Genomic DNA, 24,025 nt, shown 5'->3' with positions numbered 1-24,025 from the left:
CGCTAGCCATATCGGTTAGGACATTTTGGTGGGGCGGCGAAGCCGCCCCACCAAAATGTCCATGTCCTAAGCTAGCTGGCAACAGATATAGTTGCACATCGCGTTATGGAAATAGAAAATAGACCACCGTACCTCGTTCGAAGATTATTCAGCCGCTTTCTTGGTGCGGCTGCTACTCTTCGTTTTGCTAGTCGTTTTGGCCTTACTGCCAGAACTAGCCGCTTTACCAGTCGTGCTCTTTGTGGTGCGGCGGGTCGAGGTTTTAGCTGTTTTTTTCGTATCAGCTTTAGCAGCGATCGCTCCCAACGCCTTTTCTAAGGTCATCGATTCGACCGTCTCGCCCTCCGGCAAGGACGCGTTCACCTTCTTGTACTTCACGTAGGGACCGTAGGGGCCGTCATAAATATTTATAGGCTCCTCATCCTTCGGATGCGGCCCTAGTTCCCGCAACGGTTTCGCGGTTCCCTTGCGACTACCTCGCCCTCGCTTTGGTTCTGCGAGTAATTCCAGCGCTCGATCCAAGGTAATGGTCAGCACATCGTCCGAGGCTTTGAGCGAGCGGTAATCTTTGCCCTCTTTGCCTTGGTCGTGAACCACATAGGGGCCGAAACGTCCTAAATTCGCCTGGATCTTGGCTCCGGTATCGGGATGAACGCCCAAGGTGCGCGGCAGAGCCAACAAGCCCACTGCAGCCTCCAGGGTAATATTTTCCATGGTCATGCCCTTGGGCAACGACGCTCGCTTCGGCTTGGGATTGTCGTCCGTCGCGTCGCCCAACTGCACGTAGGGGCCGTAGGGGCCAATGAGCATGTAAATAGGTTCGCCCGTTTCCGGATGAAAGCCCACTTTGTCAGGGCCTTCGGTTTTTTGGCGCAGCAGCACTTCTACCTGCTCTGGGTCGAGATCGGCTGGCGTCATATCTTGGGGAATCGTCGCTTTCACCAACCCTTCTTCGTTCTCAACCTCGATGTAGGCTCCATAACGGCCAATGCGAATTTTGGCATCCAAGCCTTCGAGGGCGATCACCCGTGCCTCGTTGGGATCGATCAGAGCGTCCTGACGTTTCACCTGAGCATCAAGCCCTTCCTCACCCAGATAAAACTCCTTGAGGTAAGGTAGCCAGTCGGTGGTTCCCGTCGAAATATCATCCAGCGTTTGCTCCATACGAGCCGTAAACCCGGTATCAACCAAGTCTGGAAAATGATTTTCTAGCAACGCGGTCACAGCAAAGGCTGTAAAGGTTGGAACCAGTGCATTATTGACCATTTGGGCATAGCCTCGGTCAATAATCGTGCCAATAATGCTGGCGTAGGTACTGGGACGGCCAATACCCTCATTTTCCAGGGTTTTGACCAGCGAGGCTTCTGTATAGCGGGCGGGCGGCTGGGTTTCGTGGGCGATTGCGTCCAGATTATTACAGGCAAGGCGATCGCCTGCTACGAGGGGCGGCAAGATCACTTCTTGATCTTCAATCGCGGCATCGGGATCATCTGAGCCTTCTACATAGGCCCGGAAAAAGCCCGGAAAATCAATCCGCTTTCCGGTAGCTCGGAAGCTAGCATTGCCAACCTCGATATGAGCCGTAATGTGCGTTTGGCGAACCTCGGCCATTTGGGTCGCAACCGTGCGCTTCCAAATCAGGTCATACAGGCGCAACTCCCGATCCTTCAATCCCGTTTCCTGGGGCGTGCGGAAGGTGTGTCCGGCAGGACGAATGGCTTCATGGGCTTCTTGCGCCCCCTTACTCTTCGTAGAATACTGACGCGGCTGGGGACTGAGGAAATTTTTGCCGTACATCGCCTCTACACAACTTCTAGCAGCGGCGATCGCCTGCTGGGAGAGATGTACCGAGTCCGTTCGCATGTAGGTAATGTACCCTTGCTCGTACAGACTTTGGGCAACGCGCATTGTTTCCCGTGCCGACAGCCGCAGTTTTCGGTTGGCCTCTTGCTGCAAAGTTGAAGTTGTAAACGGTGGCGCAGGTTTTCGGCTAGAGGCACGCTCTTCGAGACTAGCCACCGTCCACTGCTCATCGACCAGGCGTTCCCGCAGGGATTGAGCCTGGGCTTCGTCCAGCAGCACCACCTGGCGACCTTGGATAATGCGCCCTGTGGATTCATCAAAGTCGCTGCCTGTAGCGACTCGCGTACCGTCAAGGGCAACGAGCTTCGCCTCGAAGGGAATTTCATTCTTGGCAAGCGTCGCCTTGAGATCCCAGTAACTTCCTTTCCGGAACGCTCGCCGCTCCCGTTCCCGGTTTACAAGGAGACGCACCGAAACAGATTGCACCCGTCCAGCCGACAACCCCCAGGCAATTTTCTTCCAAAGCAGGGGAGAAACGGTGTAGCCCACCAGTCGATCTAGAATTCGTCGCGTTTCCTGGGCGTGAACAAGCTGTTCATCGACATCTCGGCAATTCTTCAACGCATCTTGAATGGCGTCTTCCGTAATTTCATGAAACACCATGCGCTTGATGGGAACTTTCGGCTTCAACACTTGGAGCAGATGCCAACTAATGCTCTCACCTTCGCGGTCTTCGTCGGTTGCCAGAACGAGTTCGTCCGCGTCTTTCAGCGCATCTTTCAGCGCTTTGACAACCTTTTTCTTATCTTTAGGAATGATATAAAGCGGCTCGAAGTCTTCGGCTATATTTACCCCCAGCTTTGCCCACTCTTCGCTTTTCACGGATGCAGGGATATCGCTAGCCGATTGCGGCAGATCCCGAATGTGCCCCATCGATGCTTCTACCTGGTAGTCAGACGGCAGGTAGTTGCGAATCGTGCGGGCTTTTGTGGGTGATTCAACAATGACAAGCGTGGACATGGGCGTTGGGTGAAATGGACTAAATATTAATGATGCGGTAGAGACTGTATCAACATCGCTAGCATAAAACGCTATCGCTTGTATAGTCCCATCTTAAGAAATACACCGTTGTTCCAAGCTAAACTAGAGACCCAGCTTTCGGCAATGGTTCGGCAATGGTGAGGATTGAGCAGAGGTACCTCCAGGCGATCGTCCCGCAGCGATCGCCTAGGTATAACAGAGGGATGGCGGATCCAGGATTCAGGTGTTCCTATACCCTAACCCTACTTATACCTAATATCAGCAGAAATCAAGTGTAAATAGGGGGGGTAAGGTACCGTAGTAGGAGTGGTTTACGCGATATGATGCAAGGTAAGGATTTCTTTACATAAAGAATCTTTTTAGCTTTATAGCAAGCTTGAAAGGCGTAGCATGCAGTGGCAATCGCTACATGGTTAAGAATGTTGGGGATCGAACACTCGGATTGGGTGCGATTACCGATCCTCATTCAGGCATAGCAGGCTCCTTGGCTTAGGTAGCCTAAGCGGTTAGAGAGTGTGCGCATGCCGATAGCCAACGTAAGTTAATCGTCAGGCATCCTACTGTAATAGGGTTAATGGTATGGTTAGCTGTGACTAATCTACCGCCCGATTCCTATTTGGGAACGTGCTTGCATTTAACCTCTGGGGGGCCAACTCAAGCTCAAGTCATATGAAGCTAACGTCCGCTCAGATCGAGCGATCGCCCCTAATTCGTACGACTCAATTCTGCAAGAGACATTATGGACTTTTCTACCCTTGCAACACAGCTCAATGCAGGTACCATCCTGCCCGAAGGCATCGTCATCGCAACCTTGCTGATTGTCCTGATTGGAGATCTAATCGCTGGGCGATCCTCCTCAAACTGGACGCCCTATGCCGCGATCGCCGGGTTGCTTGCATCGGTTGGGGCACTGTACTTCCAGTGGGATATCGCGGACCCCATCTCCTTCCTAGGCGGGTTTAACAGCGACGCATTGAGTATCGTGTTTCGCGGTATCATTGCCCTCTCTGCAGCCATCACCATTTTGATGTCTGTTCGCTATGTTGAGCAATCGGGCACCTCATTAGCCGAATTTTTGGTTATTTTGCTCACGGCCACCACTGGCGGCATGTTCCTTTCTGGAGCGGACGAGCTGGTGATGATCTTTGTGTCGCTAGAAACGCTGAGTATTTCGTCATACCTCTTAACGGGGTACATGAAACGGGATCCACGATCAAACGAGGCAGCGTTGAAATATCTGCTGATTGGCGCTGCCAGTTCTGCGATTTTTCTATACGGTGTTTCCCTGCTGTACGGTTTATCCGGCGGCCAGACTCGGCTGAGCGTGATCACTAGCGGCATCATTAGCAATGGGGTCGATCAATCGATTGGCCTGCTGATTGCGTTGGTGTTTGTGATTGCAGGCATCGCCTTCAAAATTGCCGCAGTTCCCTTTCACCAATGGACGCCTGACGTATACGAAGGGTCACCCACTCCAGTCGTTGCGTTCCTATCCGTGGGATCTAAGGCCGCAGGGTTTGCGTTAGCGGTTCGGCTCCTCAGTACAGCCTTCCCGCTGGTGTCTGAGCAGTGGCATTTCGTACTGACAGCGCTTGCCATTCTCAGTATGGTGCTGGGGAATGTAGTTGCGCTTGCCCAAACCAGCATGAAGCGCATGTTGGCGTACTCTTCGATTGGTCAGGCAGGGTTCGTCATGATTGGGTTGGTCGTCGGCACCGATGCAGGCTATGCCAGCATGGTGTTCTACATGATGATTTACCTGTTCATGAATCTAGGTGGTTTTGCCTGTGTGATCTTGTTCGCTCTGCGGACTGGAACTGATGAGATTGTTGAGTACAGCGGACTTTATCAAAAGGATCCCTTACTCACCCTGTGTCTCAGCATTTGTCTGTTGTCCTTAGGTGGAATTCCACCGTTAGCGGGTTTTTTCGGGAAGCTCTATCTCTTCTGGGCGGGTTGGCAAGCAGGAGCCTATGGGCTTGTACTCGTAGGTCTTGTAACCAGCGTGATTTCGATTTACTACTACATTCGGGTAGTCCGCATGATGGTGGTGAAAGAGCCTAGCGAAATGTCTGATTCGGTGAAAAACTATCCCGAAATTCGTTGGAATTTGCCAGGAATGCGTCCGTTGCAGGTCGGATTAGTCTTTGCACTCATTACGACCTCGTTGGCTGGAATTCTCTCCAATCCTCTCTTCTCTCTGGCAAACAACTCCATCGCCCGTACGCCCATTCTGCATCAGGCGTTGCCAGAAGCACCGCTGGTGTCTGAGTTGGTGCGATCGCCCTTGCCAGATCTATCTCAGATCGACGGTCTGAAGTAGACGCATAGCGTTGATAATCAGATCAGAATTCTCGTCCTGTAAAAAATAAACCTCTGTGGTTATGCCCACAGAGGTTTTAATAATTTCAGCGATCGCTTGTTGAACTGCCCGATTAACGCCATAAACCGAATCGAGGATTAAACTCGCGATTCCGACACAGCCTGTATAGGGGCACACTGTTGCGGTTGCAGTTGCAACGTCCTTGTCAGCGCCCCCTAGGATTCGGCAGAATCATCAGAGTCAATTTTAGGCACAATATCAGGGCGCTCGGCATTTTCCCAACCAGGCGGACGCTTTGAGTTATACCAGGCAATTGATCCAATTCCGACAGCAGCAATAAAGCCAACCACATAAACTGCTGTGAAAGCAATGGGAAAGCTGGATGCTGTAGCCGCTTCTAGCAGTAAGGTCATGAGTAATTTTTCCAAGCGTAAACAACGGGTCGTTTCAGTATTGTACGCGCAGGATGCCTGTTAACCCATACCGAAGCTGGGATTGCTGATTTTTAGATGACGTTAAGCAGCATACCGAAGCTCTACTCGGCTGGAGCTACCGGGTCTGGCTCTGCCGGAGGTAACGGTTCACCAAAGTCAATGGGGGCTGCCGACTCAGGCGGAGGTTCCGCAACAGATGGCTCCGAGACTGGCGGCTCCGCATAGGTTTCAGGGGCAGGAGCCGATTCCTCAACGCTCGATGAGGATTGCTCAGGTGCAGGCTCAGCGTAGGAACTGGACGAGTTTGAACTCTCACTACTGCTCGATGCCTGAGCACGGGTTTCCAATCGCCGAGGTTTCACAGGCTGAACTTCCAAGGTCGGCTCTCGCCCCTCGAGTTGCGGCAACTCTGGAAAATCTTCCGATGGGATATCCGCAATGACTTTACTCATGAACGTCCGCCATGTGAGCGCCGCAGTACCGCTAACGCCCCAGGTCGGACTATTATCATCGTTCCCCAACCACACCCCTGCGACAAGCTGGGGAATATAGCCCACAAACCAAAGATCTCGTCTTTCTTCTGATGTGCCCGTTTTCCCTGCCGCTGGACGTCCAATATCTGCATTGGCTCCTGTACCGCTGGAAATCACACCGCGCATCATCCACGTCATAATCGCAGCAGTGTCCTTGTCGATCGCTTGGGTGGGCTGGAATGCGGCGTCGTAAATCACTTGTCCCTTACGGTTGAGAACACGCACAATGGCATGAGGCTTGATGTGATTCCCTTCGTTCGCGAACGTGCCGTAGGCGCTCGTCAGTTCCAACAAATTGACTTCCGATGTTCCTAAGGCAAGGGAGTAGGCCGGAATTAACTCGGATTCAATTCCCATCTTATGGGCGACCTGAATGGCTGGATCAAAGCCAACATCGATGAGGAGTTTGACGGCAACAACGTTAATAGAGCCGATCAGTGCATCTCGAAGCGAGACGCTGGCATTTCGATAGGTTTTACCGTAGTTTTGCGGCTCATACCCGTCCACAAATAGCTGTGCATCCTCATAACTGCGGTACGGCGAAAATCCAGCGGCGATCGCCGTTGCGTAAACAAATGCCTTGAAGGTTGATCCGGGTTGGCGCTGGGCCTGGGTCGCCCGATTGAACTGGCTATCGTCAAAGTCCTTGCCCCCCACCATCGCTTTAATTTCCCCGGTATGGGGATCAATGGCAACCAGAGAGGCTTGGGAGTATCCTTCGTATACACCGTAATTGTTAACGGAGTCTAGAACCGCTTGTTCAGCATATTTTTGCCACTTGGAATCCAGGGTTGTTTCAACGACCAGTCCCCCTTTCTCAATCTCTTCCTGAGAGACGTACAGCGGCAACTGCTGCTGTACATAAATCGTGAAATAGGGACTAGCGCTATTGATATTGCGGGGTAACTTTAGATTGAGTTCTAAGGGAGCAGCGATCGCCTCCTCCATCTCCGCTTGACTGATGAACCCCACACTTTCCATACGGCGGAGAACCGTATTGCGGCGCTGTAGAGCCAAATCGCGGCTCACAATGGGGGAGTAATCGCTAGGGGCAGGCGGTAATCCCGCGATCAAGGCCATCTCAGGTAGCGTTAAATCCTGAACTGTCTTGCCAAAGTAAATCCAGGCCGCATCCGCAACGCCGTAAGCATTCGAGCCGAGGTAAACCAGGTTGAGGTAGGCTTCCAAAACCTCGTCCTTGCTCAGCTCTTGCTCGATTTTATGGGCAAGAACCGCTTCCCGCAGCTTCCGTTCATAACTGCGCTCGTTATCGAGGTAGACAATCCGAGCCACCTGTTGTGTGATCGTACTTCCGCCTTCGACCACCCCACCGGACGTTACGTTACGCCAGAGGGCACGGGCGATCGCCTTATAATCGACACCGCCATGATTATAAAAGTTTTGATCTTCCGAGACGATAAACGCCTCTACCAATTGGGGTGGAATATCCTCTAAGTCAGCCTTCTCACGGGTTGCAGGGCCAATTTGTTGCAAAATTGCGCCGTCCGCCGACTTAATTACCATGGTTTCCGGACGGGCAAACGTTTCAACTTCAGAGGCGTCAGGCAACTCTCGGTTCATCACCACTAACGTGCGGCGGATCGAGTAAGCCGTCATCCCTACACTGCCCACGGCCAGCCCCAGAATAACCCACGGCAACCAGCGCTTGTAGTTAATCGAGCGATAATCGGGGACTCGCTTCTCCAGAAATGGCCGTACAGAGCGTAAACGTTCGCCCAAGCTAGGATTAGCCGGATCAGAAGAATCTGCGGACGAGCCCTTTATTGCATTCACCCTTGACGCAGACACTTTTGCACTTGCGTCGTTGGACAACGCTTTCAGCCTAGAAAAGAAATCCGTCACCTTATATCCTCAACACCACCACAGCACGGGAACTACAAAATACTATGAACTTTGGTAAGCCGTTTTTAATAAAACGTTAATGAACACCATAAAACAGGGTGTTGCTACCAATGTCAACCGAACTGGGGGCTAGAAGATAACGATTCAGACTACACACCAGCATGTCCAAGGGCTAAGGCCGTCACCAGCATGCCCAATACTAAAAACGGCTGGGCACTAGCTTGATACTTCACATCATTCTCCAGCGGATTGCGCAGGAAATACATGTCTTGGAAGGTGATTTGCGGAATGATCAGGAGAACCAAGAAAACGGCATACAGGTTTTGGTGAATGCCGATCAGGTAAGCGGCAACGCCCGACTGGAAAATGTCAATCATCAAAACACAGATCCAGGCCGCCGCCATCACGCCAAACATCACGGGGAGCGACTTTAACCCCAACTGGCGATCGCCCTCAACGCTCTTGAAATCATTCACGACCGCAATACCAAGACCCGCAAAGCTATAAAACAGGGTCAGCAATACAATCGTCAGGTTGAGTTCGCCAAATAAGGCATGCCCAGCCCACCAGGGCAGCGCAATGTAGCTTGCCCCCAACGCATAGTTACCCAGCCAGCCATTCTGTTTCAGCTTGAGCGGGGGTGCGGAGTAAAGATAGGACAGAAATGATCCACCGATCGCCAAGGCCGTAATTGTGGGAAATTCATGGCCAGCCCAGCGATCAAGACCGAAGGCGATTGCAATCCCGCCCAGCAGTAGCACCCAAATCTGAACACGAACTTGGGGAATGGAAATCGCACCAGAGGGAATAGGGCGATAGGGTTCGTTAATTGCGTCAATGTCGCGATCGTAGTAGTCATTGATGGTTTGGGTGTATCCCGTGAGCATCGGCCCAGACATCAACATACAGGCCGCCGCAATTAGAAAATGCTCCACTGACCAAACGTAGCCACCCGATGACGCTGCCCCACAGACCACCCCCCAAATCAGGGGAATCCAGGTAATAGGCTTCATAAGCTGAAGCCGAATTTTCCAAATCGACGTTTCACCAGAGGCTGCGCCTTTCATTCCTAAGAGCTGGCGAGCTTTGCTTCCTGTATCGCCTACATCGGTGTCGGCTATCTCGGTAGGAACTGGATTCTGAGCGGGATCAGAAGGCGTTGAATTTGACATAGTGATGATTTAGAACGAAATGATCAAGTATCCATCCTGAAACTTTGCGCCACTGACCGATTGACCTTGGAGTTCAGGGGGCAGTATCACATTGCGGCGTTGGTTGCCCGCGTCGATGGTGACCTCTGGCCCATACTGCGTCAACTTAATTTCCCGCTTATCAAAGGTCGGCAGGAAAAGACTGACCTTACGTTCGGCGCTGTTGATGGTAATCGGTCGAGGTGCTTGCAGCATCACTTGAGGATCGGGGATAGCATCTACCAGCGGTTGCCAATCCTCTGCACGAGTCGGGATAGCGGTGAGCGGCAACGGGGCAAACTGAGGGGCGATCGCCGCTGAGTCGGTGCCTTGGTTGTGCAATACGCCACCAACCGTAAGCCCCACCTGCTGAGCGCTGCCCCAAAAATATTTGGCCGTTGCGATCGCTTCTGGCGTACTGGTGGTGACCAGAAATGCCCCTACCCGACTCGGATCGGCAACGGCGACCCGTCCCTGATCGAGAATGTTGTTGACTTGGTTGGTTGCAGGCTGGTCGAAAATACTACTGCCGCTCCACTCCACATTAAGCACGGCACTAGCAACGGGCTGGATAAAGGGCGATAGAGCCTTGGCAAAATCCGACTCCGAAAACACTTTGCGGAAGCGTCGGATATACCAACTTAGAATCTCCGGCATCCCTAACATTCGCAGGGTTGAGAGATCGCTGGCGCCATCATAAACGATGACATCATAGATGCCGCTAGCATCGTACTCCCGCAGCGCATTCAGCGCCAACGCACTGTCCATACCGGGCAACACCCCCAGTTCCTGGCCGTACACTGCCTTAAAAAAAGGAGTTCTTATGTATTTGGCTTCCTGCTGTTTGAGCTCTTCCCAGCTTCGTTCTAGCAATATCGCAGAGGACAATTGAACGACCTTGAGATTCTGCTCGATCTCTTGAGGGTCGGGAGATAGAGACGCTCCGATCGCCATACCAAAGGCTGGGGTCGGATCCTGCCCAACTAAGAGTACCCGTTGACCACGCTGGGAGAGCGATTTAGCAGTCGCGATCGCCAACGTCGTGCAACCTGTGCCACCCTTACCTAAAAATGTCAGAATCAGGGACATGGTGAATTAAATCTCAAAGGCTTTCAGCAATAGAATAACAGCAATCGCTAATTGACCTTAGGTTAAGGAGCTACAGCCCACAACAGAATGAAATCCTAAATGATAGTGTGACTAGGCACCACTCTGACTAACAGAGATGTAGAAGCACTGACTTCATCAGTAGTCAGACATCATTAAGCAAAAATCCCAAAAACCCCGTCATACCTGCTGCGCGGACGGCGCAAGGTAGAATTTGGTTTTAACTTTGTCGCGTTACTTACCTTCTTCATTTGGATTTGGGCTAATGAAACAAAGTCCCTCTCTCAGGAATGACTTTAATACCCACCGACCTAGGCTTAGATTGCACAAGGTTAGTCTTGCTTAAGCCTAGGGGGTGGAAGGGATAGGTTGCTCGTTGCCCTATACGGCTTGCAGCTCGTCTTCGAAAAACCAAGTAGAAAACTTATCGTCAAATTCCACCACCACTCCGACACCGCTGCCATCGACCATTTTGTAATCTTGGATGGTTCCAACTTTGCCGACACAATCCACAACGGTCTTGGAGGTGCGGTCTCTGAGACGACACACGCGTACTTTTTGCCCTACTTCCATCGCTGTTCCCAACACGAAAATTAAAGTCACGTTATAAATACCAATCCACAGTTTATCAGTGTCTTGTAACCAAATCGGCGTTTTCCTTCAGGAATTCGTAAACTTCTTTCTATTAATTGAATCGAGATGCAGGGATTGGTTGAAGCGATCGCCCCATCGTTCAAAAGCGACTTCGGTAGAATTAAGACGAACATGCAAGCTTCGGGACGCCCATGAGTCACTCCAAAACCAAACTGAGCGTGAAAGTCTCCAAAACCGTCGCGATCCAGTGCCGCGATCGCGCTAAGGCGGAGGGAATTTCCGTACGAACGCTGCTAAAACAGGCGATCGCCCACTATCTCACCACCCCCACCTCGCCTCCAGAATCTCCGATGGTGCCCACGACTATCTCTACGGCAGATTATGCGCGGTTGCTGACACGCATCGAACGCCTTGAGGCTCAGCTTACCCAACAGGCGATCGCCCCATCCGTTGCCGTTGCCATTACATCCACAGCCGTTACCCGTCTGCCGACTGAAGACGAAGACTGGGACGATGGGGACGAACCCGATGAGATTCTGTACGACTTTTTAGAACCCCCTCGGTCGATGCCCTAGGCGACGTAGACCTACAATGCGACTTCGGCAATTGATTCGACCGCTGGAATAGAAGGGCGATCGCGCTCCGAATCTGGGGGAGTTCGCTGGCATCGAATCGCAAACGGACACGTTGAACAATGGGGAGAATGGCTGGGAACCTGGGGAAAGGGATGCCCTGCTTGGTAGCCCTCTAACCACTGAGTTAACTGCGCCAATAACCGGGATATGTCGTGATAGGTGGCCTGATGCTGAGCAGGGCTGTAGCGGATGGTGATGTGGGGCGGCGGCGTATCGGTCAGGTGGGGCGGAATGAACCAGTAGGTCATGGCAAGTTGATCCAGAGTGTACGCACTGGTTTCTGCCAACACAAAGAGATAGAGACGAGTTTGCCAACTGGCTTCTAACCCACGGGGGTTCTGAGGCTTGGCATAGGTTTTCCAGTCTAGAATTTCGGCGCGCTCCGGCTCCAGAATCAGCGCATCGTAAACGACGGTGAGCAGGTAATCCTGTAGGGTCAGCATCCGACGATGCTCACTGTCCTGGGTGCGCTCTGGCGTCGATAGAAACAGGTGGGGAACCGACGCTCTAAACATTGTCACACAGGCATGAATGGGTCGAAGCGTCTCATCGGCGGGCGGCATGGGTAGCCCCAAGGACTGCTGCTGCATGAGCAGGTGAAACTGATTTCCCCATTCCAGGTGCGATCGCTGCTCTGGCGTCATGGGCAACACGAGTTGATCGAGGTGCACGTGCTGAAATTTTCGGGGGCAGTAGTCGAGCAGGGTCAGTTGAGACTGGGATAAACGCAGGTGCATAGACCAAACAGCGATCGCGACCCTTCCAGCTTATCGTCCTAGCCGATAGCGAGGCACAGATCCCTTCCCTTGCGATGTCGAGCTTGCGGCAGGAGGTTGATTGATGGCAGCGGTGGAGGAGTCCGACGGGCTAGGAGAACTCGCCGTAGTTGATGCATCGCCTTCTTGGAAGGTAACGGCATAGGTCATCACGCATACGGTGCGGTATACGGTATGGCGATCGCACCCGACTCCGGTATAGGCATAGTCGGCCTCAAACAAGGTTTCGCGATGGCCGCGACTGGGCACGCCATCATCAATAATCAGTTCCAGCACAAAATCGCGGGCGGTGTCGCTACCGTAGCTAATGTTCTCGCCCATCCGCTCTCCCCAGGTGCCGTACTCACTGACCCGGGTGGAGGGCAGGCTGCCATCAGAACCCACATGCCCAATCCGTCCAGGCGCTAAATCGGCAGCGTGCTCGGCTGCAGCACGGGACATGCCCGGAGAAAAGGTGAGGGGAGGCAACGGATCGAGATCTTGCAAAACGGCGATCGCTTCATCCACTGCCGCCACACCTTCTTGGGTTAATAACCGGAGCTGACCGGGAATTTCTAGCGTCGTACCGTTGTAGTACTGTCGTCGCTCCTGGAGCAGTTCGGCGTAAAAGCCCGGATTCTGACGAGCCAGGTTCATTTCATCCACAATACTTTGTTCTAGCGGCGTAAGGATGCCCTGATCGGTCAGCAGGCTCGGCGTGGATTGTTCGACACTGGCAGGCTGAACCATCGGTTCGGAAACTGCCGCATTTTGGAGGGGTTGCGCCGGGGATGGTGGTATGAAACCACCCACTTGCTGAGCGATCGCCCCTGAAGCGCTGAGCGCGATCGCGCCCATGACTCCCGTACCCATCCAAGTCAGCCGAGTTATTGTTTTTACCGTCATACCGTTGCCCTCAATATTGCATCGTGGGAAAGAACCATCAGCCTATGCAGCCATAGATGCCCCTCTACATCCGAGGGTTCCCAATTTGTCCAAGAGGGCGATCGCGAATGTTACGGATTTTTGTGCAACAGCGATGAATTCTATACCAATTAAAACAACTTAGGACACCCTCTCCTACCGCTTGCGACGGCGCGATCGGGCGGCAGGAGAAGTAGGGGGCAACGTAGATTCCGTTTCAAGGGTGGACTCTGACGCAAAAGGAACCGTGAAATGGAACTGGCTTCCCTGGTTGCGGCCTGCGGATTCCGCCCAGATTTTGCCCCCCAATCCCAGGACAATTTGACGACAGATCGCAAGTCCTAAACCCGTTCCGCCAGCCGTGCGGCGCAGCGCTCCCTCTTCTTGGTAAAATCGATCGAAGACCTTTTCCAATCGATTCGGTTCAATCCCCCGTCCGGTATCGGTAACTGTCACCTCCAGCATCTTGCCCCCATTTGACCGTGCCTCGATCAAAACTTCTCCTTCCGGCTCAGTAAACTTGCAGGCATTGTCGAGAAGCTTGGACAACACTTCCACTAACCATTCACCATCCGCCTGCACCGGAGGCAGTTCAATCGACACATCCGCACGAATATGGGGGAGTAATTCTGTCGATTGCCGTGTCCGAATGCTGCTCAGCGCCAGACTCACGCATTCGTCGATGGATACAGGCTCAAGGTGCCACTCCACCCGCCCACTTTCCAACTGCGATAGGGTCAAAAAGTCCTGAATCAGATTGCGCATCCGTTCGGCATCCGTCATGGCCGTTGAGAGCATCACCTGACGCAACTCAAGGGGCATATCCGGTTCAGTGCTCAAACTTTCCAAACAGACTTGGATCGTCGAAAGGGGAGTCCGCAATTCATGCCCGGTAATCGCAATCAGGTTACTGCGGGTTCGCTCTAGGGCTTCCAACTGTTCGTTGAAATCCTCTAAGTTCGCGTAGGCTTCGGCTTGGATGAGAGCCACACCCAACTGAGTGGCGATCGCCTCTACCAACGAGATTTCATCCGCCAACCACTCATGGGGTTCCGGCTGACAGTTATGCAGCTCAACCACACCCAGCAACCGATCCTGATACAAAATCGGCGTCATCAGCCAGGAGCGAATATTCCATTTCTCCATCAGCGATCGCACCGGTTCATGAGCCAGCGTTGGTTCATTAAGAGTATCGGCGATCGCCACACTTTCGCGGGTGTCGGACACGATTTGAAACAGCGGATTATCCTGAAGCATCCAAGACTGCTCTAGAAGAGAGGTCAGTCCAGTCCCTCCTAAACGCTCATGCTGAATGACAACGGACGGATCTTTAGACTGGCAGCGATACACCAAACATCGGCACACGTCCATCGCTACACCCAGCTCTTGCACCGCAATCTTGAAAATTTCCTCAGAATTTAACGATTGCCGAATTGCCGTCATGATCGAATTCGTTAAGCGTTCGCGGCGTTCCTGAGCCGCAATAGAACGATAGGCTTTCAACAGCTTGTACTGTCCCGCTTGCAGGTAGGTGATCAATCGCTGCGCAAAGGGATCCGGATCAATCTCAGGCAAACCGGAGTATTGGTTCATCAAAAATTGCGTGGATGCGGCCGTAATTTTTTTCGCAAGTTCAGGGCGATAATGCAGCACCCGCTTTAACAAAATCTCCGCCGCGCGACAACAAACCTGACGATCAAACGTCCAAATCCCTTCAAAGCGTCGTGCCTGATCCATCGAAGGATTACTATCCTGCTCTTCTTCGGGCGTCAGTGGACGCTCGCGACAGATTAGACACGCAGAATACCGCTCGGCAATCACCACCAAATGCCATTCATGCCGCAGTTCATCATCATTATTATTAAACGCAACGGTTTCGTAGTAGTCGGAGCTATTGGTAAAGCTAGTTTCGGACGCGGCCAGAACGTAAACCTGAGAGGTGAGTTCTGCAATCCGTTGATACCGACTGGCTTCCTGACGATAAAACCGCTCCCGCTGAAAGTTGGCAATCACCAGCGGCTGATCGGTTCTGGCTAAGACTTGATCCTCGATCGCATGGGAAAGAGCCGTCAGAGACGTCTTAAAGTACATTTGCGGTCGAAGATGGGGCAGAGCCATCAACAGCTCGTCTAATACAGAAACCTGAGTACTCATTCGATGATCTTGACTCATCTCACCTGAGGGCTAACGGGCTAGGTCAGAACAACCTAGAACCCAATGCAAAAAGATTCGTGCAATATGCGCCCGAGTCCAAGATCTATTTTGAAGGAAAACTGGAACGACGTGCGTGCAGACTTGCTGTAAAGTGGCAATATGGACGATGATTCGGTTTTACTAGATACTGAGTTTGACCTCGACAGTCCCCTGGATCACATGGAGGCGGTAGATAATGCCGACTCAGACGCCATCAAGCTTGATCTGGAGGAAATGTTGATCTTGCTTCACGCATCCGACAACCAGCAGCGGATGCTAGCGGCGCGGGCATTCTGTGAAATTCAAGACGATCGCGCTATTCCTCAACTCATCCACCTCTTAAGTGATGCCTGTCCTCTGATTCGCGTGAGTGCAGCCTATGCCTTAGGTAGAAATCCCAGCGAGGCTGCTGTAGAGCCCTTAATTCAGCAACTCCAAAAAGACTGGAACGGTTACGTGCGTAAGGGGGTGGTCTGGGCACTGGGCAACTGTCGCGATCGCCGTTCCGTTGAACCGTTATTAGATGCCCTCAAAACAGACATTCCCGCCGTTCGGCTTTGGGCAGCGAGTGCCCTGGCCCAGATGGCAACCCTTGGCTACGACCTCGTGATTGCGGCGATTCCTCCGTTAATTGAAGCACTGCGTCGAGATCCGATTGCCGCGATTCGGAGTAACTGTGCTTGGGCTATTGGCCAACTCTGCCGCGAGCTCCCCTCTAACGTCGTTTACGCAACCGCAATCGATGCCTTGATTGAGGCATTTGCGGAAGATGAGGACATGGGCGTACGCGAAGATGCCAAGATGGCCGTTTTGAAAGTGGGTGATCCGCGTGGCTTGCAGGTTATTGAGGAAATCGAGCAAGATTTTTTCATGCTCTAGAATTGATCAACCGATTAAAAACGGTCTTGGGCGATCGCCCGTATCCCTCCCTAGAAGCCTATATCCAGAACCTGTGCTGCCTCCTAGACAAGCACAAAAAAGCGCTGCATCACCGCGAACACTTGTTGGAGAAGGTAGGACAGACCTACTCAAACTGCAGGATGGGAAATGGGTGCTTCCTGAGTCCAGACAAGGATTCGACACGTGCACAGCGCCGATTTAACTGGAAGGGAACATACAGGTGTCCCTAGAGCATATGATAACCCGATTTTTCATAGACAAAAACCATTGGTGGAAATATTCGTGATAGACTATATTCTATATTCCGCGTTGCCGTACATTACTACCGAGGGACTATCCGGTGATCCACGCAACTCTACACCAATTCAAAGTTTTTGAAGCCACCGCTCGCCACGGAAGCTTCACGCGAGCGGCTGAAGAACTCTTTCTCACCCAGCCAACCGTCTCGATGCAGGTTAAACAGTTAACCAAAGCGATTGGCTTACCGCTGTTCGAGCAAGTGGGTAAGCGCCTCTATCTAACCGAGGCCGGGCAAGAACTCTATGCAAGCTGCCAAGAAATTTTCCGACGGTTGGAACAGTTGGAGATGACCGTGGCCGATCTGAAGGGCATGAAGCAAGGACAACTGCGGTTGGCTGTTATTACCACCGCAAAGTACTTCGTGCCCCGTCTGCTAGGTGCCTTTTGTGAGCAGTATCCTGGTATCGATATTTCCCTGATTGTGACCAACCATGAGGGCTGTCTAGAGCGCATGGCCAACAATCAGGACGACCTCTATGTGATGAGTCAACTGCCTGAACATATGGACATTGAGGCTCATCCATTTTTGGAAAATCCCCTCGTTGTTTTGGCTCCGATTAATCATCCGTTGGCCCATGAAAAGAACATTTCCCTGGAGCGGTTAGCGGAAGAACCCTTCATCATGCGGGAATCGGGTTCGGGGACTCGTCGGGCCGTGCAAAAACTGTTTGATGAGGCGGGTCTAGAACTCAAGGTTCGCATGGAACTGGGTAGCAATGAGGCCATTAAGCAGGCGATCGCCGGAGGTCTGGGCGTATCCGTGCTTTCTCGCCACACCTTGACGCCAGAAGGAAGTCATAGCTATTTAACCGAGTTAGACGTTGTGCATTTTCCGATTGAGCGCCATTGGTATCTGGTGCATCTCAACGGCAAACAGCTTTCGGTAGTCGCCAAAACCTTTGGAGACTATCTGCGACAGGCGTCAGAACAGTTTGCAGTTCACACCCCCGTTCGTCAAGCCGAGCTTGCCAAAAAGCAGACGGTATCTGTCTAGCCCGCTAGCATCGTTTCACTAAGGATCACAAATTAATTAAAACCAAATTTTTAATTTTTGAAAGTGCGGCTTTGCCGCACTTTCAAAAATTAATTTCCGAGTTTTATTAAATTGCCGTTCCTAACACCTTTTTAAGCCTTGATATGACGTAAGTGTTGACCGTTGCACTATGCAATGGCGACACGATTGTGGGTTGATCGCTTCCTGCGAGGTGAACCAACGCGTTACGGGACTCATCACGGAAGTTCGACAGGGCAAACGCAGTCCCGTGCTGCCTGATACAGGTCCCGATGGTTAATGCTTTTACCGTAAACAATATCCCTAAAGTTAGCCGCGTGACTGCGCACATCGCCAGCATGCTTGATTCGACACGGTTGCTGCTTGCTCTCCAGCAATCGACCGAAGTTGCACAGCGGTTTTCTGGTTGTTTGCAGCCAGAGGATGTTGCTTGCTCCGCAACCGAGGGATTGGTACATCAGTTTGGATGCGCGTTTGCCCGAATCTGGCTCGTGGAGTCCGATCAACGCTTTTTGCGACTCGTCGCGTCATCGGGACTCTACACCCGGACGGATGGATCCTTCGCCCGGATTCCGATGGGAGCCTATAAAGTTGGCAAAATTGCCCAGAATCGGGTTTCGTTTCTGAGTAACACCCTCGCGGACGAATCTTGGGTTAAGGATCGAGAATGGGCGATCGCCAACAGGATTTGTGGGTTTGCAGGCTTTCCGCTGATGGTGGGCGATCGCGTTATTGGGGTTTTAGCGGCCTTTAGTCGTGAGGCGCTCTCACCCGAGTTTCTAGAAGTGCTGAAAGTGCTCTGTACGATTGTTTCGGTATCCATCGATCAGGCGATCGCCTGTCAGCGACTTTTGACCAGTTCTGCCCCCACTCCGACCGAAGGCTTAGAACGACTGCCCGCTCTTTCCGACCAACTCGCATCTATCCTAGGAACCGCTCACCTCACCTTGATGGGTACTGAGCATCCCCTGACCCTAGCCCAGACCTCGCTTTTCCTCCAGGTGGCAGAGCACCTGAATCAATTAAACTGCCGCTACTGTCGCTTGGTCTATACCGACGAAGCGGTCAGTTTGGAAGCGTTAGCAACGATGTTCACAGAATCGCACCCACGCGTGGGGCGATCGCTCGGTGGATTGCTGCCATGGTGGGCCAATAGCTTAGGGGGTCAGTTGCTTTACGATATGCGTACCGATGCTCTCCAAGTCTTGCTCACAATCCCGTATCGTTCACCGACCCTCTCTCCAAAGCAGCTCCAGGTGCAGTGTCGCTCCCCGGTGTTGCAGGTTGCGTTTACGCAATTAGCCTACGCGGCAGGCATACAGGTTAGTGAGTACCTTGCTCCAGATCTTCCCCTGTTAACCGATGATTTGAGTCTCTTGCCTAGCCCCTCTCCGGTTATTTGGGTTCAGAGCAATCGCCTGCCGATTCCAGAGGGAGTGAGTGCCGTCGTCGATCTATCAACAGATGCCACCCAGTTACGAACGGTGCTAGAGGCGATCGCCCAAGGAAGGACCGAGGAACTGATACCTGCCCATGAGTCTACCTCTGTACTTTCGCCACGGGAACAGGAGATCTTGCAATTGCTGTGTGACGGGTTACGCGATCGCGACATTGCCCAAAAGCTAATCATTAGCGAAAGCACCGTTAAGTTCCATGTGAATAACGTGCTGATAAAGCTAAAGGCTAAAACTCGTTTTCAGGCTCCTATCTAGGCTCTGTGACCTCGCCGATCGCTTACGAGCATCTCTCGGCATTCTCCATAAGAAAGATATCCAAGCAGCAGCGCGATATTTGAATCCTGCGTTGGGTTTAAATCCTTGTAACGTCGATCCCTCTGTAATTTTGCTAGGCGATGACTGTGCCGCAATTCCAGATCACGGAGGCTATCTCTTGCTTGCCGCAGAGGGCTTACTGCCCCAGTTTTTAGACACCGACCCGTGGTTTGCAGGCTGGTGTGCCGTCATGGTGAATGTAAGTGATGTCTACGCCATGGGGGGACGGGCGATCGCCGTTGTGGACACGATTTGGAGTGCGTCCGACGATATCACAAAACCCATCTTTGAAGGCATGCAAGCCGCAGCGATCGCCTACGGTATTCCGATCGTTGGCGGACATACCAACACCCATAGCCCTTATACGGCTCTCTCGGTTGCGATTTTGGGACGGGCAAACCGACTCATCAGCAGCTTCAACGCCCAGCCCGGGGATGTGTTGATGATGGTTACCGACTTTCGGGGAGCCTCCCATCCACGCTATTCCTTTTGGAATGCGGCTACCACCGCTGATCCAGCCCAATTGCGGGACTGTCTCTCTCTCCTACCGATGATTGCAGAGTCGGGGTTATGCGATGCCGGAAAAGACATCAGCATGGGGGGACTGGTCGGAACCCTCATCATGCTCTTGGAAACCTCTGGCTGTGGTGCAACCCTGCATCTCGATCAGATCCCCTGTCCGCCTGATCTGGCCTTAGAAAAATGGCTACTCTGCTTTCCCAGCTATGGATTTGTGCTGAGTCTGCGCCCAGAACATACCCACGCGGTACAAACCCGATTTCGAGGAAAGGGACTCGTATGTGAAGCGGTTGGCATAGTCGAGAACGGATCGATGTTGCAACTTGAATCTGGAGGTGAGTCCGTGGATTTCTGGGATCCGGTACAGCGTCCCCTCACTGGCTTTGGGCGATCGCCCCTCTCTCAGCCGTCCCAAACCATTCTCTCGACGCCATCCCTATGAACTCATCCCTCCGGATCGCTCTCTTTACCTATTCCACCAAGCTCAGGGGCAGCGTGGTGCATACCCTAGAACTGGCGGAAGCGTTACAGAATTTGGGACATTCCGTTTGTATCTATGCGTTGAGTAAAGACGGCACAGGCTTTGAGCGAGATGTATCCTGTCATGTTTGTCTCGTCCCCGCCGCGCCTGCCCCAACTGACATAGACGCATTGATCCACCAACGCATTCAGGAATTTGTGGAGTTTCTTAGCCGTAGACCTCTTGAGCATGATATTTTCCACGCCCAGGACTGCCTACGTGCAAATGCCTTGGTCGAACTACGTCAGCAGCGTCGGATTTCCCATCTCATTCGCACCGTCCACCACATTGAAGACTATCGCAGTCCCTATTTACAGCACTGCCAGGAGCGATCCATCCAAGCCGCCGATCTCTGTCTTTGTGTGAGCGATCGCTGGCAGCGCGAACTCCAGGAGTATTACAACATCTATGCGCCTCGCGTCGTCAACGGGGTCAATCTCTCTTTTTTTTCCGCAAGTCCAAGACCTTGACGCAGAGGTACGGCAGCAGTGGGCATTGCAGACTTCTCCCTTATACCTGACCGTAGGAGGACTGGAACCGCACAAAAATTCGCTGAATCTTCTGCGTGCCTTTGCCCAAATTCGGGACGAACAGCCAAACGCAAGGTTGATCATTGTCGGCGGGGAAACGCTGTTTGACTATCAGGACTATCGCCAACAGTGCTTTGACCTCATCGATCGCCTGAAGTTGCGCGATGCCGTCATCCTCCCCGAAGTCATTTCTACCGTGGAACTCGCCGCTTTCTACCGCCTTGCCGATGCGTTTCTATTTCCCTCCTTAAAAGACGGTTGGGGATTGGTGGTCTTAGAAGCGATCGCCTCTGAGCTACCCGTGATCACGGCGAACCAAGCACCCTTCACCGAATTCCTGACCTCCCAGCAGGCGCTATACAGAGAATTGCTGAATATACAGAGAATTGCTGAGTTTATAGGGTGTAGCGGGATTCAAGACATTTTTATCCCTGGGGTGGCTTTCCAGCGTCATCGACGATATCAACGGTGAGGCGCGATCGCCCACCCGCAGTCTATGATATGCGTACCCAGAGTTCAGGCGAAGGCTACAATAAAAACTAAAGCAGACCGAGCGCGGAGTTCAGTCTGCAAAACGATACCGCACCGGAATACAAGACTATGAAGTGCAGCGGCACTGCACTCCACCATTTCATCCCATCCAAAACGCAATTAGCCGTGAGTCTCAGCTACCGTAGCTGAATGTAGCAAAGTTCAGCTCGTTAATCTTATTCCACTGTTGGATCGATTCTCGGAATGCATTCCACTGATCGAAAATCTCTTTAAGGGTGGCATCCTGACCAGCCGTTTCATTGTAGAAATCAAACGATGCTTTGCGAGCCGCTTCCAAAATTTCGGGGGTGTAGGGCGTCAACTGCGTCCCTCCATCCACCAGGGTTTTCAGCGCTTCTCGGTTTCGGGTGTCATACTTTGCCAACATCGTTACATTGGCTTCGTAGGCTGCCGTCTTGAAAATTTCCTGATACTCCTTCGGCAGACTATTCCATGCCGTTTGGTTAATTTGAACCTCCAGCGTCGGCCCAGGTTCCCACCAGCCGGGATAGTAATAGTAGGTTGCCGCTCGCTGCAAGCCCAGCTTTTCATCATCATACGGGCCAACCCATTCCGCCGCATCGATAGCACCTCGATCGAGCGCTAGAAAAATTTCACCTCCAGGCAAAACTTGCACATTCACCCCCAAACGAGCCATCACTTCACCCCCAAGTCCCGGAATTCTCATCTTCAGACCGTTGAGGTCTGAGACCGATTGGATGACTCGCTTAAACCATCCCCCCATTTGCGCACCAGTATTCCCGGCAGGATAGCTCAGAACCCCAAAATCAGAGTACAGGCGATGCATCACCTCAATACCACCGCCCTCATAGAGCCAGGCATTTTGCTGTTGAGCCGTCAAGCCAAAGGGCATGGAGGTACCAAAGCCAAGGCTGGGGTTCTTGCCGACGTAGTAGTAGCTGGCGGTATGGCCGCATTCCACCGTGCCCGCTTGCACCGCATCCAAAACTTGCAATCCTGGCACAATTTCACCCGCAGCAAAGGGAGTGATGTCAAATCGACCTCCAGTCATTTCTCGGACTCGATTGCACAGGGTTTCAGCACCGCCGAAGATTGTGTCTAACGACTTAGGCCAACTAGTCGCCATCCGCCATCGCACCGAAGGCGCACTTGGGGAGGTTGCGCTTGAGGAACTCGTGCTTTGGGTTTGCCCACAGGCACTCAGCACTCCGGCAGCGGTTGCGCCTGCAACAAGGCTTTTAACGATAGTTCTACGGTTCGGCATTGCGGTGCTTTTGATCCATATAGTGAACAAAATAAATTTGATAGGCCAAAGTATGGACCAGAGGAAAGGTTTCTCTCGCGTTTCTAATGATTCAGCGGCTTTTCAGTTAAAACAACGAGATTTTATCACTCTGATGAGGAGCGTGAGCGGTATTCCAGACTGGAAAACATTAAAACAATCTGCAAATCCGAGTTCAGGTAGCGAGTGTTTGTGGCAACGAGTGGCACAACCAATAGAACGTAGTAAATATGCCCTAAACCGTCTATTCACCGTGCTTTGAAGCAATTTTCCATCCAGGAATTCAGCCATACATCGGCATCAATGCTTACCTTGGACGCCTGACTAGAGGCTTGATTGGGCACTAGCATCAAAAATTGTTGCGAAACGTAAATTATATTAAGATGACGATGTAAGCTAGAAATTCGAATCGTTCGGTTTAATGCCTAACTCAAATTCATCCGAGTCCGATTTGCTTAAAGTCTTGCTGGAACCCCTTTTAGAGGACTTCCAGTACTGGTTCCAGCGATCGCGATCGCTCCTCGAAGCGCACACGATTGACTTTTTAGAGCCTACTGCGCAGGCTGATTTGCTGGCGCGCGTAATTCAGGCCCAGCAAGAGGTCAGCACTGCTCAGATGTTACTGAATGCAACCGATGGTCAGGTTGGAGTGGAAGCATCCATCATGGTACCTTGGCACAACTTAGTAGCCGAGTGCTGGAAGGTCGGAATGCGATATCGCCGGGAACATCCCACGGACTTGGACTTGGACTAAACCTGTGCGTTGATGGTGCGTTTTTAATAGACATTACTCTTGAATCCTCAACGGTGGCGTAGCGTCCATCGTTGATCCGTAAAAGCCATAAAATTGTGAACTCGATCGCGTTACTGGAGACTGACATGCTGCATTAGATATACATCCTTGCTTTTACAGTGCTGGCGGTACTGGCCGTTGTGAATCTAGTCCGGAATCTGATGACGTTAGGCATTGAATCGCAACGCAGCTACGGATCGTCCGGTGTATCCTATCCATCACACCCTGTCAGTCGCTATACGGGCGCAGGACAATCGATCCATCCAGAGTTGTTAGACGAATCTGGCAATGTAGTCAGTGAGCCATTTTTGGTAATGCGCTCTATTACCGTAGAAGATGCCCGCGAGCGGTTGGATGCGCTTTATAATTCGTCCCCTGGCGGCTCTACGTCTGAACCCCAGGATGATTGAGGGTTGAGTGGTAGCGCGATCGCAAGTTTAGCTTCTCCGTGAAAGCCCCGCACTCTGCCGAAGGCGAGTGTCGGGATGA

17 protein-coding genes and 2 pseudogenes are annotated in these 24,025 nt (G+C 52.2%); 9 read left to right on the top strand and 10 right to left on the bottom strand.

Features of this window, described 5'->3' with window-relative positions:
* Positions 1-144 precede the first annotated feature (144 nt).
* Positions 145-2,823, bottom strand: a complete 2,679-nt coding sequence (topA, locus tag IGR76_17005; protein MBF2080161.1) for a type I DNA topoisomerase — start codon at positions 2,821-2,823, stop codon at positions 145-147.
* 760 nt (positions 2,824-3,583) lie between these two features.
* Between topA and IGR76_17000 the strand changes: the two genes are divergently transcribed.
* A complete protein-coding gene (locus IGR76_17000) occupies positions 3,584-5,167 on the top strand; it encodes an NAD(P)H-quinone oxidoreductase subunit N (protein ID MBF2080160.1) in 1,584 nt (527 codons plus the stop codon).
* Positions 5,168-5,382: 215 nt separating this feature from the next.
* On the opposite strand, the gene IGR76_16995 is transcribed toward IGR76_17000, so the two are convergent.
* From IGR76_16995 to IGR76_16975, 5 genes are all read right to left on the bottom strand, one after another.
* On the bottom strand, positions 5,383-5,580 hold the full coding sequence (locus IGR76_16995; GenBank protein MBF2080159.1) for a hypothetical protein: 198 nt from the start codon (positions 5,578-5,580) through the stop codon (positions 5,383-5,385).
* A 122-nt stretch (positions 5,581-5,702) separates the two neighbouring features.
* Positions 5,703-7,751, bottom strand: a complete 2,049-nt coding sequence (locus tag IGR76_16990; GenBank protein ID MBF2080158.1) for a PBP1A family penicillin-binding protein — start codon at positions 7,749-7,751, stop codon at positions 5,703-5,705.
* Between the two features lie 395 nt (positions 7,752-8,146).
* The gene (gene chlG, locus IGR76_16985; GenBank protein ID MBF2080157.1) at positions 8,147-9,169 is read right to left on the bottom strand and encodes a chlorophyll synthase ChlG; all 1,023 of its coding nucleotides are present in this window, start codon (positions 9,167-9,169) and stop codon (positions 8,147-8,149) included.
* Between the two features lie 9 nt (positions 9,170-9,178).
* On the bottom strand, positions 9,179-10,276 hold the full coding sequence (locus IGR76_16980) for an ArsA family ATPase (protein MBF2080156.1): 1,098 nt from the start codon (positions 10,274-10,276) through the stop codon (positions 9,179-9,181).
* A 399-nt stretch (positions 10,277-10,675) separates the two neighbouring features.
* Positions 10,676-10,867 carry a DUF2862 domain-containing protein gene (locus tag IGR76_16975; protein MBF2080155.1) on the bottom strand — a complete coding sequence of 64 codons (192 nt, stop codon included), beginning with the start codon at positions 10,865-10,867 and terminating at the stop codon, positions 10,676-10,678.
* A 212-nt stretch (positions 10,868-11,079) separates the two neighbouring features.
* Between IGR76_16975 and IGR76_16970 the strand changes: the two genes are divergently transcribed.
* Positions 11,080-11,463 (top strand): hypothetical protein, encoded by a 384-nt coding sequence (locus tag IGR76_16970; protein ID MBF2080154.1) that lies wholly within the window; start codon positions 11,080-11,082, stop codon positions 11,461-11,463.
* 11 nt (positions 11,464-11,474) lie between these two features.
* Here IGR76_16970 and IGR76_16965 read toward each other — a convergent pair whose 3' ends face one another.
* The 3 genes from IGR76_16965 to IGR76_16955 all read right to left on the bottom strand — a co-directional run bounded on the left by IGR76_16965 (position 11,475) and on the right by IGR76_16955 (position 15,356).
* Positions 11,475-12,260: a PD-(D/E)XK nuclease family protein gene (locus IGR76_16965; protein ID MBF2080153.1), complete on the bottom strand. Its 786-nt coding sequence runs from the start codon at positions 12,258-12,260 to the stop codon at positions 11,475-11,477.
* Positions 12,261-12,290: 30 nt separating this feature from the next.
* Positions 12,291-13,184: a CAP domain-containing protein gene (locus IGR76_16960; GenBank protein MBF2080152.1), complete on the bottom strand. Its 894-nt coding sequence runs from the start codon at positions 13,182-13,184 to the stop codon at positions 12,291-12,293.
* Between the two features lie 174 nt (positions 13,185-13,358).
* A complete protein-coding gene (locus IGR76_16955; GenBank protein ID MBF2080151.1) occupies positions 13,359-15,356 on the bottom strand; it encodes a GAF domain-containing protein in 1,998 nt (665 codons plus the stop codon).
* A 159-nt stretch (positions 15,357-15,515) separates the two neighbouring features.
* Here IGR76_16955 and IGR76_16950 point away from each other — a divergent pair, with 159 nt between their 5' ends.
* From IGR76_16950 to IGR76_16930, 5 genes and pseudogenes are all read left to right on the top strand, one after another.
* The gene (locus IGR76_16950; GenBank protein ID MBF2080150.1) at positions 15,516-16,274 is read left to right on the top strand and encodes a HEAT repeat domain-containing protein; all 759 of its coding nucleotides are present in this window, start codon (positions 15,516-15,518) and stop codon (positions 16,272-16,274) included.
* Positions 16,275-16,635: 361 nt separating this feature from the next.
* Complete coding sequence (locus IGR76_16945) at positions 16,636-17,589, top strand: LysR family transcriptional regulator (GenBank protein ID MBF2080149.1); 954 nt, start codon at positions 16,636-16,638, stop codon at positions 17,587-17,589.
* Positions 17,590-17,945: 356 nt separating this feature from the next.
* Positions 17,946-19,319 carry a GAF domain-containing protein gene (locus IGR76_16940; GenBank protein MBF2080148.1) on the top strand — a complete coding sequence of 458 codons (1,374 nt, stop codon included), beginning with the start codon at positions 17,946-17,948 and terminating at the stop codon, positions 19,317-19,319.
* Between the two features lie 40 nt (positions 19,320-19,359).
* The gene (locus IGR76_16935) at positions 19,360-20,340 is read left to right on the top strand and encodes a sll0787 family AIR synthase-like protein (protein ID MBF2080147.1); all 981 of its coding nucleotides are present in this window, start codon (positions 19,360-19,362) and stop codon (positions 20,338-20,340) included.
* Positions 20,337-21,420 (top strand): annotated as a pseudogene (locus tag IGR76_16930) (MSMEG_0565 family glycosyltransferase). Before IGR76_16935 ends, IGR76_16930 begins: the two are co-directional and overlap by 4 nt.
* A 192-nt stretch (positions 21,421-21,612) precedes the next feature.
* Here the strand turns inward: IGR76_16930 and IGR76_16925 are convergent.
* The gene (locus IGR76_16925; GenBank protein ID MBF2080146.1) at positions 21,613-22,725 is read right to left on the bottom strand and encodes a TRAP transporter substrate-binding protein; all 1,113 of its coding nucleotides are present in this window, start codon (positions 22,723-22,725) and stop codon (positions 21,613-21,615) included.
* A 439-nt stretch (positions 22,726-23,164) separates the two neighbouring features.
* Here IGR76_16925 and IGR76_16920 point away from each other — a divergent pair, with 439 nt between their 5' ends.
* Positions 23,165-23,497, top strand: coding sequence for a DUF2605 domain-containing protein (locus IGR76_16920; protein MBF2080145.1), 333 nt, complete (start codon positions 23,165-23,167; stop codon positions 23,495-23,497).
* Positions 23,498-23,622: 125 nt separating this feature from the next.
* Positions 23,623-23,946: pseudogene (locus IGR76_16915) on the top strand (DUF2973 domain-containing protein).
* Positions 23,947-24,025: the final 79 nt, after the last annotated feature.

The sequence above is a fragment of the Synechococcales cyanobacterium T60_A2020_003 genome (genome assembly GCA_015272205.1).
Classification (GTDB): domain Bacteria; phylum Cyanobacteriota; class Cyanobacteriia; order RECH01; family RECH01; genus JACYMB01.
This window is presented reverse-complemented; position numbering and strand designations above follow the sequence as displayed.